The 13,822-nt window shown below is 65.0% G+C and carries 12 protein-coding genes; 6 read left to right on the plus strand and 6 right to left on the minus strand.

Going from position 1 to position 13,822, the window contains the following annotated elements; all coding sequences use genetic code 11:
* Positions 1-17: 17 nt before the first annotated feature.
* The 4 genes from CWS35_RS25350 to CWS35_RS25365 are packed head-to-tail and all read right to left on the minus strand — an operon-like array spanning position 18 to position 4,530.
* On the minus strand, positions 18-758 hold the full coding sequence (locus tag CWS35_RS25350; RefSeq protein ID WP_024583614.1) for an amino acid ABC transporter ATP-binding protein: 741 nt from the start codon (positions 756-758) through the stop codon (positions 18-20).
* Between the two features lie 11 nt (positions 759-769).
* Positions 770-2,287: an amino acid ABC transporter permease gene (locus CWS35_RS25355; protein ID WP_100954435.1), complete on the minus strand. Its 1,518-nt coding sequence runs from the start codon at positions 2,285-2,287 to the stop codon at positions 770-772.
* A complete protein-coding gene (locus CWS35_RS25360; RefSeq protein ID WP_100954437.1) occupies positions 2,284-3,489 on the minus strand; it encodes an amino acid ABC transporter permease in 1,206 nt (401 codons plus the stop codon). Before CWS35_RS25360 ends, CWS35_RS25355 begins: the two co-directional genes overlap by 4 nt.
* A 24-nt stretch (positions 3,490-3,513) precedes the next feature.
* The gene (locus tag CWS35_RS25365; RefSeq protein ID WP_024583611.1) at positions 3,514-4,530 is read right to left on the minus strand and encodes an amino acid ABC transporter substrate-binding protein; all 1,017 of its coding nucleotides are present in this window, start codon (positions 4,528-4,530) and stop codon (positions 3,514-3,516) included.
* 324 nt (positions 4,531-4,854) lie between these two features.
* On the opposite strand from CWS35_RS25365, the gene metC reads away from it, so the two are divergent.
* From metC to CWS35_RS25390, 5 genes are all read left to right on the plus strand, one after another.
* Positions 4,855-6,054: a cystathionine beta-lyase gene (gene metC / locus CWS35_RS25370; protein ID WP_100954440.1), complete on the plus strand. Its 1,200-nt coding sequence runs from the start codon at positions 4,855-4,857 to the stop codon at positions 6,052-6,054.
* A 284-nt stretch (positions 6,055-6,338) separates the two neighbouring features.
* Complete coding sequence (cpaB, locus tag CWS35_RS25375) at positions 6,339-7,142, plus strand: Flp pilus assembly protein CpaB (RefSeq protein WP_024583609.1); 804 nt, start codon at positions 6,339-6,341, stop codon at positions 7,140-7,142.
* 13 nt (positions 7,143-7,155) lie between these two features.
* Positions 7,156-8,622, plus strand: a complete 1,467-nt coding sequence (locus tag CWS35_RS25380) for a type II and III secretion system protein family protein (protein ID WP_371682800.1) — start codon at positions 7,156-7,158, stop codon at positions 8,620-8,622.
* Positions 8,623-8,649: 27 nt separating this feature from the next.
* Positions 8,650-9,393, plus strand: coding sequence for a CpaD family pilus assembly protein (locus CWS35_RS25385; protein WP_100555049.1), 744 nt, complete (start codon positions 8,650-8,652; stop codon positions 9,391-9,393).
* A complete protein-coding gene (locus CWS35_RS25390; RefSeq protein WP_100954444.1) occupies positions 9,390-10,646 on the plus strand; it encodes an AAA family ATPase in 1,257 nt (418 codons plus the stop codon). Before CWS35_RS25385 ends, CWS35_RS25390 begins: the two co-directional genes overlap by 4 nt.
* A 36-nt stretch (positions 10,647-10,682) precedes the next feature.
* Here the strand turns inward: CWS35_RS25390 and CWS35_RS25395 are convergent, their stop codons facing one another.
* On the minus strand, positions 10,683-11,507 hold the full coding sequence (locus CWS35_RS25395) for a tetratricopeptide repeat protein (RefSeq protein WP_245438653.1): 825 nt from the start codon (positions 11,505-11,507) through the stop codon (positions 10,683-10,685).
* Between the two features lie 137 nt (positions 11,508-11,644).
* On the minus strand, positions 11,645-11,890 hold the full coding sequence (locus CWS35_RS25400; RefSeq protein WP_024583604.1) for a PilZ domain-containing protein: 246 nt from the start codon (positions 11,888-11,890) through the stop codon (positions 11,645-11,647).
* Positions 11,891-12,126: 236 nt separating this feature from the next.
* Between CWS35_RS25400 and CWS35_RS25405 the strand changes: the two genes are divergently transcribed.
* Complete coding sequence (locus CWS35_RS25405) at positions 12,127-13,809, plus strand: Na/Pi cotransporter family protein (RefSeq protein WP_100954446.1); 1,683 nt, start codon at positions 12,127-12,129, stop codon at positions 13,807-13,809.
* Positions 13,810-13,822: the final 13 nt, after the last annotated feature.

Here is a 13,822-nt window from a genome sequence, read left to right on the forward strand (position 1 = left end):
CGCCACTTCCTATTCGCTCACCTCAAAATCTGGCTCAGGAACAGCTTCGTCCGCGCGTGCTGCGGGTTGGCGAAGAATTCCTGCGGCGTGTTCGATTCAATGATCTGGCCGGCATCCATGAACACGACGCGGTTGGCGACCTCGCGGGCAAAGCCCATTTCATGGGTCACGACCAGCATGGTCATGCCTTCCTTGGCGAGGTCGACCATGGTGTCGAGCACCTCCTTGACCATTTCCGGGTCGAGCGCCGAGGTCGGCTCGTCGAACAGCATCACCTTCGGGTTCATGGTCAGTGCGCGGGCGATCGCGACGCGCTGCTGCTGACCGCCCGACATCTGGCCGGGAAACTTGTTGGCCTGGTGCGGGATCTTGACCCGCTCCAGGAACTTCATCGCAGTTGCCTCGGCATCCTTCTTCGGGATGTTGCGCACCCAGATCGGCGCCAGCGTGCAATTGTCGAGCACCGTGAGATGCGGGAACAAGTTGAAGCTCTGGAACACCATGCCGACCTCGCGGCGAACCTCGTCGACGCGGCGCAGGTTCGGGCCAAGCTCGATGCCGTCGACCACGATCTCGCCCTCCTGGAATTCCTCCAGCGCGTTGATGCAGCGGATCAGCGTCGACTTGCCCGAGCCGGACGGGCCGCAGATCACGATCCGCTCGCCCTTGCCGACCTCAAGATTGATGTCGCGCAACACGTGGAAGTCGCCGTACCATTTGTTGAGCGTGGAAATGTTGACGATCGGGGCTGTGGACATGGTGACCTTGTTCAGTGGCGGCGATGAGCGTTGAGCCGGTTTTCGACGAACAGCGAGTAGCGCGACATTCCAAAGCAGAACACGAAGTAGATCATTCCGGCAAAAGCGAAGCCGGTGAAGGCCGTGGTCGGCGTCGACCAGTTCGGGTCCGAGAACGACGCCCGCAGCGAACCCAACAGATCGAACAACGCCACGATCGACACCAGCGACGTATCCTTGAACAGCGAGATGAAGCTGTTGACGATGCCGGGAATGACATAGCGCAGCGCCTGCGGTAGCACGATCAGTGACGTCGTCTTCCACCAGGACAGGCCGAGCGCCGACGCGGCCTCCGCCTGCCCGCGCGCCACCGCGGCGAGCCCGCCCCTGATCACCTCGGCCATATAGGCGCCGGTAAAGATCGCCACGCCGATCAGGGCGCGCAACAGGCCGTCGACGGCGAAATTGCCCGGCACGAACAGCGGCAGCATGTAGGTCGCGAAGAACAGCACCGTGATCAACGGCACGCCGCGCCAGAACTCGATGAAGGCGATCGAGAAGATCCGGATCAGCGGGATGGTCGAGCGGCGGCCGAGCGCGAGCGCGATCCCGATCGGCATCGAGGCGACGATGCCGGTGATCGCGATCACCAGCGTCACCAGGAGGCCGCCCCACAGCCGCGTGTCGACGATCGGAAAACCGCCGCGATCGAGCCCCATCAGCTTGATGCCGATTGCCATTCCGGCAAACGTCAGCACGCTGCCGACCAGCGCCCTGCGGCCGGTCCGCACACCGCCTCCGAGCACAAACAGCACGGCGGTGACGATCACGGTGGTGAGAAGGAAATCGCCCCAGACCGGCAGTGACGAGAGCTGTAACTGATCGCGCAGCCAGGTCAGCGGAAAGATCAGCCAATGGATCAGCAACCCGACCAGGACGAGCAGCTTGCCGATGACCCACAGCAGCGGCGCGATCGGCGAATTCTTGCTGAGATTGACCAGCAGGTCGCCGGCGCCGCCGATGCTTTGCTCAAACAGTTGCAACAGGCCTGCGGTCCAGCTCACGCCGAAGCCCGCGATGCCGCCGCCATGCAACAGGAAGAACGCCACCACCGGGAACGCGAAGAAGAACAGGCCCGAATTGAGGCCCTTCGCCGGCAGGCGCGGCAGCAGCAGCGGCAGCAACAGCGCGGCACCGAGCCCATAGGTCAGGTTGACGCGCCAGCGCTGGGCTTCCGGATAGAAGCCATAGATCAACTGCGTCAACTTGGCCTGAATATAGGGCCAGCAGGCGCCGACCTGGTGCCCGGCCTGTTCGGCGAGGCACGCGGTACGATCCTTGCCGGTCCACACCGCGTCAACCAGCAGGAATTTGACCGCCGGGATCACGATGTACCCAGCCAGCAAGAGCCCGACGATCGTGAGCAGAATATTGCCCGGCGAATTCAACAGCCGCGTTCGCAGGAAGCCGATGAAGCCGGTGCTCTTCGCCGGCGCCGCGCGTTCGGCGACCAGGTCCTGCCGGACAAACGAGGCTGAAATATCGGTCATGCCGTCATGCTCCGGTTGATGCGCCAGCCATAGGCGCTCATCAGCGCGCTGGTCGTCAGCGAGAGCAGCAGGTAGACGCCCATCGTCATGGCGATGATCTCGATCGCCTGCCCGGTCTGGCTGATCGCGGTGCCGGCGAACACCGAGACCAGATCCGGATAGCCGATGGCCACCGCCAGCGACGAGTTCTTGGTGAGATTGAGGTACTGGCTGGTCAGCGGCGGCACGATGACCCGCATCGCCTGCGGCACCACGATCAGCCGCAGCGTCGCAGCGCGGCTCAGGCCGAGCGACGCGCCCGCCTCCATCTGTCCCTTGTGCACTGACATGACGCCGGCGCGGACGATCTCGGCGATGAATGCCCCCGTGTAGGTCGACAACGCGACCGTCAACGCAACGAATTCGGGGATGATCCGCGCGCCGCCGGCGAAGTTGAATCCCTTCAGTTGCGGTAGTTCGAACGTGAGCGGCCAGCCAAAGATCAGCATCGAGATCAGCGGCAGGCCGACGAGGCAACCCAGCACATAGGGCCAGATCCGGATCATCTGCCCGCGCCGGAACAGGGCACGCCGCGCGGCGTGTCGCAAGCCCAGCGCTGCGGCAACGCCGATCGCGAGCGCGGCCAGGAACGGATACAGCCCCGGCTCGCTGACCGGCTGCGGCACGATCAGGCCGCGATTGTTAAGGAAGAATGTGCTGAAGATCGAGATGCTCTGCCGCGGCGCCGGCAGTGCCGCAAGCACGGCGAGATACCAGAACAGAATCTGGAACAGGAGCGGCAAATTCCTGACGATCTCGACATAGATGCCGCCGATCCGCGACAACAAGGAATTGGGCGACAACCGGCACAGCGCCACGATGAAGCCGATCACCGTGGCAAAGACAATGCCGATCACCGAGACCAGGATCGTGTTCAACAGACCGACGAAGAACACGCGCCAGTAGGTGTCGGAGTTGTTGTAGGCGATCAGGCTCTGATTGACGTCAAAGCCTGCGTTGTATTTGAGGAAGCCGAAGCCCGATGCAATGTGCTGGGTCTCCAGGTTGGTGCGCGCGTTCGCCACGATCTCGTAGGCGATCCAGGCCAGGATCGCGGCGAAGGCAATCTGGGCGGCCACCCCGTTCCAGCCGGCCTTGCCGCCAAGCGTGCGCTTCAGCCTGAGGGCAAGTTGCAGCGGTGGTTTGCGGGGCGCGATACTCATCGCCGCAGCCGTCGGCTGGATCGATCAGCGGATCGGCGGCGCGTACTGGATACCGCCCTTGTTCCAGAGATTGTTGACGCCGCGCGCGATACCGAGCGGCGAGCCGGTGCCGACATTGCGCTCGAAGCTTTCGCCGTAATTGCCGACCGCCTTCACGATCCGTACCACCCAGTCCTTGGTGAGGCCGAGCTGTTCACCCAGATTGCCGTCGGTGCCGAGCACCCGCTTCATCTCCGGCTTGTCGGATTTGAGCATCGTGTCGACGTTCTTCTGGGTAATGCCGAGCTCCTCGGCGTTGATCATCGCAAACAGCGTCCACTTCACGATGTCGAACCACTGATCGTCGCCGTGACGCACCATCGGCCCCAGCGGCTCCTTGGAAATGATTTCCGGGAGCACGATGTGATCGGCGGGGTTGGCAAGCTTCAGCCGGCTGGCATAGAGCCCGGAGGCGTCGTCGGTGAAGACGTCGCAGCGTCCGGATTCATAGGCCTTGACCGCTTCGTCGATGCTGCCGAACGCGATCACCTCATACTTCATGTTGTTGCCCTTGAAGAAGTCGGCGAGGTTCTGCTCGGTGGTGGTTCCGGTCTGCACACAGACCGACGCGCTGTTCAGTTCGAGCGCCGAATTGACCTTGAGCGACTTCTTCACCATGAAGCCCTGCCCGTCGTAATAGGTCACGCCGGTGAAGTTGGCGCCGAGCGAGGTGTCGCGCGACACCGTCCAGGTGGTATTGCGCGACAGCACATCGATCTCGCCCGACTGTAGCGCGGTAAAGCGATCCTTGGCCGACAGCGGCACGAACTTGACCTTGGTCGGGTCGTCGAGCACCACGGCGGCGATGGCCCGGCACACGTCGACGTCGATCCCGGTCCAGTTCCCCTTGTCGTCGGGTGCCGAAAATCCGGGCAGCCCCTGGCTGACGCCGCAGGACAACTGGCCCCGATCCTTGACCGTCTTGAGGGTTTGCGCCGAGGCCGCCTGGACCGACAGGGCGGCGGCAGCGGCAAGGATGACAGCCAGGGATACGCGTTTCATGGGGCAGGCCTTTCAGGGTCGTCCGTTGGACGTTTGCTTTGTGATCGCCTCGCGTCCATAGGCCATCCCAATGATCCGTTGCAGCAAAAGATGCTGATCTGGCCGGCAGTTTGACGTGCAAATCGGTCAGGCAACGGATCTCAGGTCGCGGCAGGCCCCTCAACGTGCGGCGACTGGTAGTTGCGCCGCATCACATAGCGACTGACGAGCCGGGTCAAGGGGTTGACGCATGTCTTCCGCCTCCTGTTAGTAACAGGTCCCGGCGCGACCCGTCCTTCCGGCGTGTTGCGGCTGCGGCAAAAAGTCTAAAGTCCAACGGCAGCGATCCATGACCTCGTCCAACGGCTCCCCCCCTCCCATCAGCTCCAGGCCGCGACCCGCCTGGTCACGGCCGGCCGCGACACCAAGGCCCAGCGGGGCTTTGTCAATCCGCCGGTGTTTCACGGCTCGACCGTGCTCTATCCGACCGCCGAGGATCTCCACGCCCATCGCGCCGAATTTACCTATGGCCGCCACGGCAGCCCGACCACCCGGGCGCTGCAAGACGCGCTGATGGCGCTGGAGGGCCCGCAATGCGCCGGCGTCGGCCTCACCCCATCGGGACTGGCCGCGATCAGCACCACGCTGCTCGCGGTGCTGAAGGCCGGCGACCACCTGCTGGTGTGCGACAACGCCTATCGGCCGACCCGCAATGTCTGCGAGAAGGTCCTGACGCGATACGGCATCGAGACCAGCTATTTCGATCCGCTGATCGGCGCCGGCATCGAGCCGCTGTTCAGGCCGAACACCCGCGCGGTGCTGGTCGAGGCGCCCGGCTCGCAATCCTTCGAGATGCCCGACGTGCGCGCGATATCGGCCGTGGCGCATGCCCGCGGCGCGCTGGTGATCGACGACAACACCTGGGCGACGGCGCTCTATCGCCGGTCACTCGATCAGGGCGTCGACATCAGCATGCAGGCCGGCACCAAATATATCGGCGGCCACTCCGACATCATGTTCGGCACCATCGCGGCGAACGCCAAGACCTGGCCGATGATCCAGGAGGCGATCGGGTTGCTCGGCATCTGTGCCGGTCCCGATGACGTCTATCTCGCACTGCGCGGGCTCCGTACGCTGTCGGTGCGGCTTGCCCAGCACCACCGCTCCGGGCTCGACATGGCGCGGTGGCTGGCGGCGCGGCCCGAGGTCGATCGGGTGCTGCACCCTGCCCTCGAGACCGATCCGGGACATGCGATCTGGAAGCGCGACTTCAGCGGTGCCTCGGGCCTGTTCAGCATCGTGCTGAAGCCGGTGCCGCAGAGTGCGGTCGATGCGATGCTCAACACGCTGAAGCTGTTCGGCATGGGCTTTTCCTGGGGCGGCTTCGAAAGCCTCGCCATCCCGTTCGACTGTAGCGACTATCGCACCGCGACCAAATGGTCGCCGGGCGGCCCGACATTGCGGCTGCATATCGGGCTCGAGAGCCTCGACGACCTCAAGGCCGATCTCGATCGCGGATTTGCAGCGTTGAACGCCGCGTCCTGAGCGCTCCGCGTCGCGCGCGTTAGACGATACTTAACCACGACGGACGCGGGCATGACCGCGCGCTGCGATCGATGTCGTGCGCGTTGAGCAGGCGCGATCTCCGGGATTCTGCGGAGATGTAACGGCGCCGATAACTCGCCGTTCACCATCCCCACCAATCCCTTAATTGTCCGGACCTTCTGGCAAGTTCCCTTATACTTTTGCCGCCGTAGTGATGCTTCCGGGAAGGGCTGTCATTGCCGCAAGGACGCGACCGCCCGGTGTAAGGGCATTCAGACAATTCCATGAAGACGGCACGCATCGTGGTCCTCGGCATCGCCGGCGTCGCAGGCCTCGCGGCGATGTATCTCGCGAGCATCGGCGATCACAAACCCGCGCAGGTCGCGCAGCCGGCCGCGCCGCAGCTTCCGACGGTCGAGGTGCTGGTGGCGAAGTCCGACATCGGTCTCGGACAGGCACTCAAGGCCGAAGACGTGCAATGGCAGCGCTGGCCGGCCGAGACCGCGAGCAGCGCGTTCCTGCGCCACGACACCAATGCCGATGCCATGAACGAAGTGATCGGCTCGATCGCGCGCGCCCCCTTCATCATCGGCGAACCGATCCGCGAGCAGAAACTGGTCAAGGCCAATGGCAGCGGCTTCATGGCCGCGATCCTGCCCTCCGGCATGCGCGCGATCTCCACGGAAATCTCGCCCGAGACCGGCGCCGGCGGCTTCATCCTGCCGAACGACCGCGTCGACGTGATCCTGTCGCGACGCGACAAGAACCCCGATCAGCTGAGCGGCCGCGACATCGTCACCACCGAAATCCTGCTGTCCAACGTCCGCGTGCTGGCGATCGACCAGGCGCCGAAGGAGAAGGACGGCAATAACTCCCTGATCGGCAAGACCGTGACCCTCGAGCTCAAGCCTGAACAGGCCGAGACGCTCGCGCGAGCGCGGCAAACAGGCACTCTGGCGCTCGCACTGCGCAGCATCGCGGACGTCAACGAGAAGGTCGACGAGACCGGCGAACATGCCCCGAAGCGGGGCGAGAGCATCAAGGTGGTGCGTTTCGGCATCCTGAGCTCTCAGACGACACAGAAGTGATGGGGGCTTCGATATGACAACGGGTGCAAGACAACTGGCGATGCGGACCATGCTGGCCCGTTCGCTGTCCTATTCGGCGGTTGCAGCGATCATGCTGGTCCCGGCCTTCGCCAGCGCGGCCGATCCCGACAAGAACGCCGACGTCGCGGTAACCAGCAGCATCGCCGCCAAGACGCGCTCCGTCTCGCTCGGCGTCGGCAAGTCGGTGGTGGTCGACCTGCCGCGCGAGGCCAAGGACGTTCTGGTCGCCGACCCCAAGATCGCCAATGCCGTGATCCGATCGGCGCAGCGCGCCTACATCATCGGAGCGGCGGTCGGCCAGACCAACGTGGTGTTCTTCGACGCCGACGGCAACCAGGTCGCCTCCTACGACATCGCGATCAAGCGCGACCTCAACGGCATGCGGGCGGCGCTGAAGCAGATGCTGCCCGGCGTCCAGATCGAGGGCGTCGGCGAAAGCGTGGTGCTGACCGGCTCGGTGTCGAGCCCGGTGGAAGCCCAGCAGGCCGGCGACATCGCCGCGAAGCTGGTCGGCAGCGCCGACAAGGTCGTCAACTCCATCGTCGTGCGCGACCGCGACCAGGTGATGCTCAAGGTCACCGTCGCCGAGGTGCGCCGCGACGTCGTCAAGCAGCTCGGTGTCGATCTCAGCGCCAACATGAACTACGGCACCGCCGCGGTTGTGTTCAACAACGCGAATGCCTTCACCGCCAACAACGGACCGCTCGCGGCCAATTCGTTGACCGGCGCGGCCGTGAACAAGCTCGGCGTGCCGACAGTCACCGCGACGCTGCGCGCGATGGAGAGCGCGGGCGTGGTGAAGACGCTCGCCGAACCCAACCTCACCGCGATCTCTGGCGAATCCGCGACCTTCGTCTCGGGCGGCGAGTTTCCGATTCCGACCGGCGTGACCTGCCAGACGACGACCTCGGGCACGATCGGCAATTGCGTCCAGACCGTCAGCTTCAAGAAGTTCGGCATCTCGCTCAACTTCACCCCGGTGGTGCTGACCGAGGGCCGCATCAGCCTGAAGGTGATGACCGAGGTTTCCGAGGTCTCGATGGACAACGCCCTGACCGGTGGCCAGGGCGGCACGACCATTCCCTCGATCAAGACCCGCCGCGCCGACACCACGCTGGAAGTGCCGTCCGGCGGCTCGATCGCGATGGCGGGATTGATCCAGGAACAGACCAAGCAAGCCATCAACGGCATGCCCGGCGTCGATCAGATTCCGGTGCTCGGCCAGTTGTTCAGGAGCCAGGACTTCGTCAACAACGAGACCGAGCTCATGGTCATCGTGACGCCCTATGTGGTGCGCGCCGTTGCGCAGAAGGAATTGTCGCGTCCCGACGACGGATTTGCACCGGCCTCCGACGCGCAGTCGGCGCTGCTGGCGCGCGTCAATCGCATCTACGGCGTTGCCGCCCGCGGCGAGCCGATCGGCGCCACGCCGGTCAATTTCGGCTTCATCATCGACTGACGCGGACCTGAGGGATTGGGGGATCCTATGATGACACGCAACACACGGGCCGGTCACCTCAGGACGCTGTCGCTGCTCGGCGCCCTCGCCGCGTCAGCGATCGCGCTCGGCGGCTGCAACCTGACGAACAATGACGTCGTCACCGGCACCCTGCCCGACGACTACCGGCTGCGGCACCCGATCGCGGTCACCGAAGGCGAGCAGTCGATCGTCGTGTTCGTGGGCCGCGCCCGCGGCAATCTCACCGAGACGCAGCGCGACGACGTGATGGGGCTGGCGCGCACCTGGCGGCGCGAGGGCACCGGCGCGATCGCCATCGACGTGCCGGCCGACACCCCGAATTCGCGTTCGGCGCAGGCGGTGTATCGCGAGATCCGCGGCCTGCTCGAATCGATGGGTGTGCCCGGCCACGCCATCACCAGGCGCTCCTACCAAACCGACGATCCGCGTGCCCTCGCCACCATTCGCCTCAGCTACCCGAAAATGGCTGCCGTCGCCGGCCCGTGCGGATTGTGGCCGACCGACCTCGGCCCCTCGATCGACAATCCGAGCTACAACCAGAACAAGCAGTACGACAATTTCGGCTGCGCCACCCAGCGCAACCTTGCCGCGATGGTCGCCAATCCGTCCGATTTGGAGCAGCCGCGAAGCGAGACCGCCGCCTACACGCCGCGTCGTTCGATCGCCTTCGACAAATACCGCAAGGGCGTATCGACCGCGACCTCCTATCCGGAAACCGAGAAAGCCAAGCTGAGCGACGCCGCGAAATGACCGCCCAAGAGCAAGACGAGCCGCAGACCGCCAACGACTACATCGCGCCGGCGCCGCGGATTTCGGTGCAGGCTTTCTGCGCCAGCGTCGCGACCGCCACGACGGCGCGCGCCGCCGCCGAAGACCGCCGGCTCGCCAAGGCGCACCTCTCCGTCCATATGGGCGGCATCGCCGCGGCGATCGACGCCTATCACAAGGCGCCGACGCCCAACGTTATCATGCTGGAGACCGAGCCGGACAACGACTTCCTCGCCGGTCTCGATGAACTCTCCACGGTCTGCGATCCCGGCACCCGCGTCGTCGTGCTCGGCACGCCCGGCGAGACCGCGCCATATCGCGAACTGGTGCGGCGCGGCGTCAACGACTACGTCGTCGGGCCGGTCAAGGTGCTCGATATCGTGCGCTCGATCTGTAGCCTGTTCTCGGCCTCCGAAGCAGTCTCGGTCGGCCGCCTGATCGCGGTCGCGGGCGCCAAGGGCGGCGTCGGGGCCTCGACCGTCGCGCACAATGTCGCCTGGACCATCGCACGCGACCTCGGGCTCGATTCGGTCGTCGTCGATCTCGACCTCGCCTTCGGCACCGCGAGCCTCGACTACAACCAGGATCCGGCCCAGGGCATCGCCAACGCGGTGTTCTCACCGGAACGTCCGGACAGCGCGTTCATGGATCGCCTGCTCGCCAAGTGCAGCGATCACCTCAGCCTGCTGGCGGCGCCCGCCACCCTCGATCAGGTCTACGATTTCGGCGCCGAAGCCTTCGACGCCATCTTCGACACCATGCGCATGACCACGTCCTGCATCGTGCTGGACGTGCCGCATCAATGGACCGCCTGGACCAAGCGCGTGCTGGTCGGCGCCGACGATATCCTGATCGTCGCCGAGCCTGATCTCGCCAACATGCGCAACACCAAGAACATGATGAACCTGCTGCGGACCGCGCGTCCCAACGACCGGCCGCCGCTCTACTGCCTGAACCAGGTCGGCATGTCGAAGCGTCCCGAGATCGAGGTCAAGGATTTCGCCAAGGCGATCGAAAGCCAGCCGATCGCGGCGATCCCGTTCGATTGCAGGCTGTTCGGTGAAGCCGCCAACAACGGCCAGATGATCGCGGAAGTCTCGGCGCGGCACCGCACCACCAAAACCTTCCTGCAGATCGCGCAACGCCTCACCGGCCGCCCCGATCTCGCCGAGGCGCGCGAGTCGTTCCTGTCGCCGATCCTCAAGAAGTTGCAGTCGCGCCGCGCCGCCGGCTAGCGATCGGTCTCAAGTCACCTGCAACGCCGTCGCGCCTTAGTCGCGTCGGCTGGCGGCAACCGGAATCTTGTCCTTGTCGGTCCGGCTCGCATCCCTGCGCGCCAACAGCCGCTTCAACGCCGCGACATTGGCTGAGCCCTGCTCCGGCGGCAAATCGGCCTTCATGATGGTCTCGGCCTCGGACTGGCGGCCTTGCAGGCCGACCACGACGGCAAGATTGGTTCGCACCCGCATGTCGCCGGGTGCGCGCGCCTGGGCACGGCGCAACGTCTCCTCGGCCTTCGGCAGATCCTTTGACAGCAGGTAGGACAGGCCGAGATTGGAGAGCACCGACGGATCGTCCGGCACGATCTTGAGCGCGCTCGCGTAATACTGCCTGGCCTCGTCGTGGCGGTCGAGTTGGTCGAGCACTGCGCCCTGCGCCGACAGGATGCGCCAGTCCGGATCTTCCGGGGTGTGCGCGCGCCCGAGCACGTCAAACGCCTGCTGGAAATTGCCATTGTCGGCCAGCGCACGCCCGTAGCCCGCGAGCAGCGCCTTGTTGCTCGGCTGCGCCAGCACCGCCTGCTCCATGACTGCGACCGCCTGCGCCCGCTGGCCGGTCGCGCGCAACGCCCGGGCATATTTCAGCGCGGCATCGACATCCTTCGGATTGGATCGGACGCGTTCCTGATAGGTCGCGATATCGCGCCGCGGATCGGCGGGAGCCGGGGTGGCCTCCGCGGTGTCGCCCAGTGACCCAGTGATGTCTGACGGGCCAGAAGTCTGGCAGGCGCACAGCCCGATCAGCAGGATTGCGGCGGACACCGAGCCAGCGAACCGGCGCGCGCGGCCAATTGGTCGGGATAGTTTCTCTGACATCAACGAGACTCGGAACAGCGAAGGTTCCGGAATGCTCACAGCTTAACCCTAAGTTCCGGTTAAGGATGCCATCATGTCGCCGTCATCTGGCCCAGATGCGGTGCCGAACATTCAGCAGGCGTGGGCCGGTGGCCGGGTCAGTCGACGAACTGGGCGCCGAATTCGTGTCCGATCCGCCAGGCCAGACGGCACTGACGCGGGCTCCCGCTCGACAGGATGATGGTGAATTCCGGCGGAATCTCCAGATATTCGGCGATCACCTTGACACCACCGGCCGAGATATCGGTGATCATGCAATCGCGGGGCAACGACCCCGTGCCCAGCTGAATTTTTGCAACGCTCCGGCAGGGCCGGCGTTCGCTCTTACGGCGATTCACAAACATACTGATCCCCAAAGCCTTTCTGGACAGCTCGCTGGCTGGACAGCTCTCTCGTTCCTACCGTCATAGCCGGGAAAGATTGGGAACTAGCTAGCGGAACCGCTCGCAATTGAACGGTCATTTTCGGAATTCGTTCACCGGACAATCCCGTTGCGATGGGAACAAAAAGGGGTTGATCCGCAGTCATTTGGCGATAGCGTGAATCCTTCGACTCGAATTTGCCGGGATATCCAGGACGTATGGGAAGTCTAGTTCTGCTCGATCTGATGGGGGGCGTCGCGCTCCTGCTGTGGGGCCTGCACATGGTCCACAGTGGAATTTTGCGTGCCTTCGGGCCGGATTTGCGGCTGTTGCTGGCGAGGGCGCTGAACAACCGGTTCAGCGCGCTTGGCGCCGGCCTCGGCCTGACCGCCCTGCTCCAAAGCTCGACTGCCACCGCCCTGATCACCAGTTCGTTCGCCGCCGAGGAGATCGTCAGCCTGGTGCCGGCGCTCGCGATCATGCTCGGCGCCAATATCGGCACCACGCTGATCGTGCAGGTGCTGTCGTTCAACGTGGCAGCCGTGGCGCCGGTGCTGTTCATCACCGGCCTCGTCGCGTTCCGCAGCGGCCCGCGCTCCCGGATCAAGGATCTCGGCCGGGTCTCGATCGGTCTCGGCCTGATGCTGCTCGCGCTGCACATCCTGCTCGACACGATGGCGCCGGCCGAGAATGCCCCGGGCGTGCGCGTGTTCCTCGGCGCCATCACCGGCGATCCGGTACTCTGCATCCTGATCGGCGCGATCGTCACCTGGCTGGTCCATTCCAGCGTCGCCAGCGTGCTGCTGGTGATGTCGCTGGCCTATTCCCAGTTCATTTCGCCCTATGCCACGTTCGCGCTCGTGCTCGGCGCCAATCTCGGCAGCGCCATCAATCCGCTGATGGAAGGCGCGCGGCGCGACAATCCGGCGAGCTACCGGTTGCCGGTCGGCAACCTCGTCAACCGCGTCGTCGGTGTCCTGCTGGTGGTGCCGTTCCTGCGCCCGATCACGGAGGCCGTCCACGCCTGGCAGCCCGATCTCGCCAAGGCGACCGCGTTGTTCCACATCGCCTTCAACGTCGCGACCGCGCTGCTGTTCATCGGCGTGCTCGACCAGATGGCGCGGCTGCTCGAGCGGCTGCTGCCGAAGCGGGCGCAGGAGACCGATCCGTCGCGGCCGCGCTATCTCGACGAGAGCGCGCTGGAGACGCCCTCGCTCGCGCTCGCCGATGCCGCGCGCGAGGTGCTGCATATGGGCGACCATACCGAGGCCATGCTGCGCAAGGTCATGGCGGCGATGATGACCAACGATCGCGCCCTGGTCGACCAGGTGTCGAAGATGGACAACACGGTCGACCGGCTGAACGAGGCGATCAAGCTCTACGTGACCAAACTCACCCGCGGCAGCCTGGATGAGCGCGAGGGCCATCGCGCCATGGAGATCGTCGCATTCGCGATCAACCTCGAGCATATCGGCGATATCGTCGACAAGAACCTGAGCGAGCTCGCGACCAAGAAGATCAAGCACCGCCTGCAATTCTCCGCCGAAGGCGCCGAGGAGTTGTCGGCGTTCCACAAGCGCACGATCGACTCGCTGCGGATCGCATTCGGCGTGTTCATGTCAGGCGACGCCGCCGAGGCCCGCAAACTGCTCACCGAGAAGGCGGCGCTACGCGCGGCGGAACTCGCCGCCGTCGAACGCCATCTGGAGCGGCTGCGCGAGGGACGGCCGGAGACGATCGAGACCACCTCGCTGCATCTCGACGTGCTGCGCGACCTCCGCCGCATCCATTCGCACATCTGCTCGGTCGCCTATCCCGTGCTCGATGCCGCCGGCGAGACCGCGGCCGATCGCGAGAAAGCCGTGGACGCGGCCGAGCTCCCGGCGCCCGGGCGGCTTTGATCGACCGAATGCG

It is taken from the genome of Bradyrhizobium sp. SK17 (assembly GCF_002831585.1).
Classification (GTDB): Bacteria; Pseudomonadota; Alphaproteobacteria; order Rhizobiales; family Xanthobacteraceae; genus Bradyrhizobium.

Excerpts from the sequence above, each read along its gene's own strand:
- CWS35_RS25395 (WP_245438653.1), bottom strand. The coding sequence starts at position 11,507 with ATGTCAGAGAAACTATCCCGACCAATTGGCCGCGCGCGCCGGTTCGCT.
- CWS35_RS25400 (WP_024583604.1), bottom strand. The coding sequence starts at position 11,890 with ATGTTTGTGAATCGCCGTAAGAGCGAACGCCGGCCCTGCCGGAGCGTT.
- CWS35_RS25385 (WP_100555049.1), top strand. The coding sequence starts at position 8,650 with ATGATGACACGCAACACACGGGCCGGTCACCTCAGGACGCTGTCGCTG.
- cpaB (WP_024583609.1), top strand. The coding sequence starts at position 6,339 with ATGAAGACGGCACGCATCGTGGTCCTCGGCATCGCCGGCGTCGCAGGC.
- CWS35_RS25380 (WP_371682800.1), top strand. The coding sequence starts at position 7,156 with ATGACAACGGGTGCAAGACAACTGGCGATGCGGACCATGCTGGCCCGT.
- CWS35_RS25355 (WP_100954435.1), bottom strand. The coding sequence starts at position 2,287 with ATGACCGATATTTCAGCCTCGTTTGTCCGGCAGGACCTGGTCGCCGAA.
- CWS35_RS25360 (WP_100954437.1), bottom strand. The coding sequence starts at position 3,489 with ATGAGTATCGCGCCCCGCAAACCACCGCTGCAACTTGCCCTCAGGCTG.
- CWS35_RS25365 (WP_024583611.1), bottom strand. The coding sequence starts at position 4,530 with ATGAAACGCGTATCCCTGGCTGTCATCCTTGCCGCTGCCGCCGCCCTG.
- CWS35_RS25350 (WP_024583614.1), bottom strand. The coding sequence starts at position 758 with ATGTCCACAGCCCCGATCGTCAACATTTCCACGCTCAACAAATGGTAC.
- CWS35_RS25405 (WP_100954446.1), top strand. The coding sequence starts at position 12,127 with ATGGGAAGTCTAGTTCTGCTCGATCTGATGGGGGGCGTCGCGCTCCTG.
- CWS35_RS25390 (WP_100954444.1), top strand. The coding sequence starts at position 9,390 with ATGACCGCCCAAGAGCAAGACGAGCCGCAGACCGCCAACGACTACATC.